The organism is Streptomyces sp. CT34, from assembly GCF_000805335.1.
Classification (GTDB): domain Bacteria; phylum Actinomycetota; class Actinomycetes; order Streptomycetales; family Streptomycetaceae; genus Streptomyces.
This window is the reverse complement of the sequence record NZ_KN708638.1, coordinates 1,256,957-1,259,049: the sequence shown is the minus strand read 5'-3', so window position 1 is coordinate 1,259,049 and position 2,093 is coordinate 1,256,957. Positions and strand designations below refer to the sequence as shown.

Here is a 2,093-nt window from a genome sequence, read left to right as displayed (position 1 = left end):
CCCCCGGCGGGCCCCGCCGTACGGCATGGCGGGCGGCGGGCCGGGCGCGCGGGGCGTCAACTCCCTGGTACGGGCGGACGGTTCACACGAGGAGCTGCGGGGGTGCGACACGGCCGAGGTCGGGGTGGACGACGTCCTGGTGATCCGCACGCCGGGAGGCGGGGGGTACGGGGAGCCGTAGCGCGGATCGGCGCGGCGGTGGGCTCCGGGGTCAGCCGGCGGGTGTCGCCGGGGCCGGGCGCCGGGCGATGCGGACGAAGCGCACCGGAGTGCCCGGCGCCGCCTGCGCCGCCGGGGCCAGGAAGCGCTCCGGGACGACGCCCGCGACGGGGTAGCCGCCGGTGGTGGGGTGGTCGTGCAGGAAGAGCACCGGCAAGCCGTCGGGCGGGACCTGGAGGGCGCCCAACGGCATTCCCTCACTGGGGAGTTCGCCGTCGCGGGCGCGCTCCAGCGGGGTGCCTTCGGTGCGCAGCCCGATGCGGTTGCTGGCCGCGGAGACCAGGAAGCGGCCGGTGGTGAGGGTGCGCAGTCCGGCTTCGGTGAACCAGTCGTCGCGCGGGCCGGGCAGGAACGGCAGCACCAGCTCGGCCGCCGGGCCGGGGTGCGGAACGGCGTCGGCGGCGGCCGGCGGGCCGTGCGGCGGGTCCAGCGGCAGCACCGCGCCGTCGGCGAGCGGATCGGGGCCCAGGCCGGAGAGCAGGTCGGTGGCGCGGCTGCCGAGCACCGGCTCGGTGCCGATGCCGCCGGCGAACGCCAGGTACGAGCGCAGCCCGTGGGACGCGGGCCCGGCGTCCAGGACGGCACCGGCCGGTACGCGGACCGGGGCGCCCCAGGGCGCGGGGCGGCCGTCGACCGTCACCGGGCAGGGGGCGCCGGCGACCGCGACGGTGGTGGCGGCGCGGAGCCGGACGGCGCAGCCGGTGACCGTGGTCTCCAGGGTGGCGGCCGGCCCGGGGTTGCCGACCAGGCGGTTGGCGAGGCGGTGCGCGGGCTCGTCCAGGGCCCCGGCGCGCGGTACGCCGAGGTGGGCGTGACCGGGCCGGCCGAGGTCCTGGACGGTGGTGAGCGCACCGGCCCGGACGACCGAGAGGGCGCGGTCGGTCATCGGGCGGGCTCTCGGTGCGTACGGTCGTCCCCGGGGGCGGCCGGTCCGGGCAGCCGCTCACGGGCCGGCCGCGGGACGAAGCGGACGCGGGTGCCGGGGGCGAGCAGCGCCGCCGGCTCGCGCCTCGGGTCCCACAGGGCGGCGTCGGTGCTGCCGATGAGCTGCCAGCCGCCGGGGGAGGAGCGCGGATAGACCCCGGTGTACGGGCCGGCCAGCCCGACCGAGCCGACCGGGACCTTGGTGCGCGGGGTGTCCCGGCGCGGTACGTGCAGTGCTTCCGGCAGGCCGGTCAGATAGCCGAAGCCGGGGGCGAATCCGCAGAAGGCGACGTGGAATTCGGTGCCGGAGTGCAGCCGTACCACGTCCTCGGGGGTGACGTCCCAGAGGGCGGCGACGTCGGCGAGGTCCGGGCCGTCGTAGCGGACGGGGAGTTCGACGGTGGGGCGGTCGCCGGTGGCGAGCGGGGGGATGTGCCAGGTGGCGAGTTCGGCGATCAGCCCGTGGGGGTCGGCGAGGCCGTCGAGGAAGACCGTACGGGCGGCCGGCACGATCTCGCGGACGGCGGGCAGCGTGCCGTCGGCGGCGCGGCGCAGCAGTTCGGCGTGCAGCGCCTCGACGTCCGCGGCGCGGTCCAGTTCGATCAGCAGTCCGTGCGCGCCGACCGGCAGCGGCCGGAGGGGGAGCGGTCGCGCGCCGTCCGGGCTCATCCGAAGCTCCGGATGCGGACGCCGGCCGCGGTGAGCTCGGACCGTACCCGGCGGGCGAGTTCGGCGGCGCCGGGGGTGTCGCCGTGCAGGCACAGCGAACGGGCGGCGATCGCGATCCGGGTGCCGTCGCGGGAGGTGACGGTGCGGTCGCGGGCCATGCCGAGGGCGCGCTTGACGACCTCGTCGGGGTCGTGGACGACGGCGCCGGGCTCGCGGCGCGGCACGAGGGTGCCCTCGGCGGTGTAGGCGCGATCGGCGAACGCCTCGCCGACGACCGGGAG

At 78.4% G+C, this 2,093-nt stretch carries 3 protein-coding genes and 1 pseudogene; 1 reads left to right on the top strand and 3 read right to left on the bottom strand.

Going from position 1 to position 2,093, the window contains the following annotated elements:
- A pseudogene (locus RZ84_RS40700) lies at positions 1-181 on the top strand (hydantoinase B/oxoprolinase family protein); the annotation flags it as partial.
- A 30-nt stretch (positions 182-211) separates the two neighbouring features.
- Here the strand turns inward: RZ84_RS40700 and RZ84_RS05655 are convergent.
- From RZ84_RS05655 to RZ84_RS40695, 3 genes are all read right to left on the bottom strand, one after another.
- Complete coding sequence (locus RZ84_RS05655; protein ID WP_043263341.1) at positions 212-1,105, bottom strand: 5-oxoprolinase subunit C family protein; 894 nt, start codon at positions 1,103-1,105, stop codon at positions 212-214.
- Complete coding sequence (gene pxpB, locus RZ84_RS05650) at positions 1,102-1,812, bottom strand: 5-oxoprolinase subunit PxpB (protein ID WP_052229795.1); 711 nt, start codon at positions 1,810-1,812, stop codon at positions 1,102-1,104. The genes RZ84_RS05655 and pxpB overlap by 4 nt, the downstream gene beginning before the upstream one ends.
- A partial coding sequence (locus RZ84_RS40695; protein ID WP_241777597.1) for a LamB/YcsF family protein occupies positions 1,809-2,093 on the bottom strand: 285 nt, incomplete at its 5' end. The genes RZ84_RS40695 and pxpB, both read right to left, overlap by 4 nt.

What these genes read in the sequence shown, in the direction of transcription:
- RZ84_RS05655 (WP_043263341.1), bottom strand. Translation starts at nt 1,105, where the DNA reads ATGACCGACCGCGCCCTCTCGGTCGTCCGGGCCGGTGCGCTCACCACC.
- pxpB (WP_052229795.1), bottom strand. Translation starts at nt 1,812, where the DNA reads ATGAGCCCGGACGGCGCGCGACCGCTCCCCCTCCGGCCGCTGCCGGTC.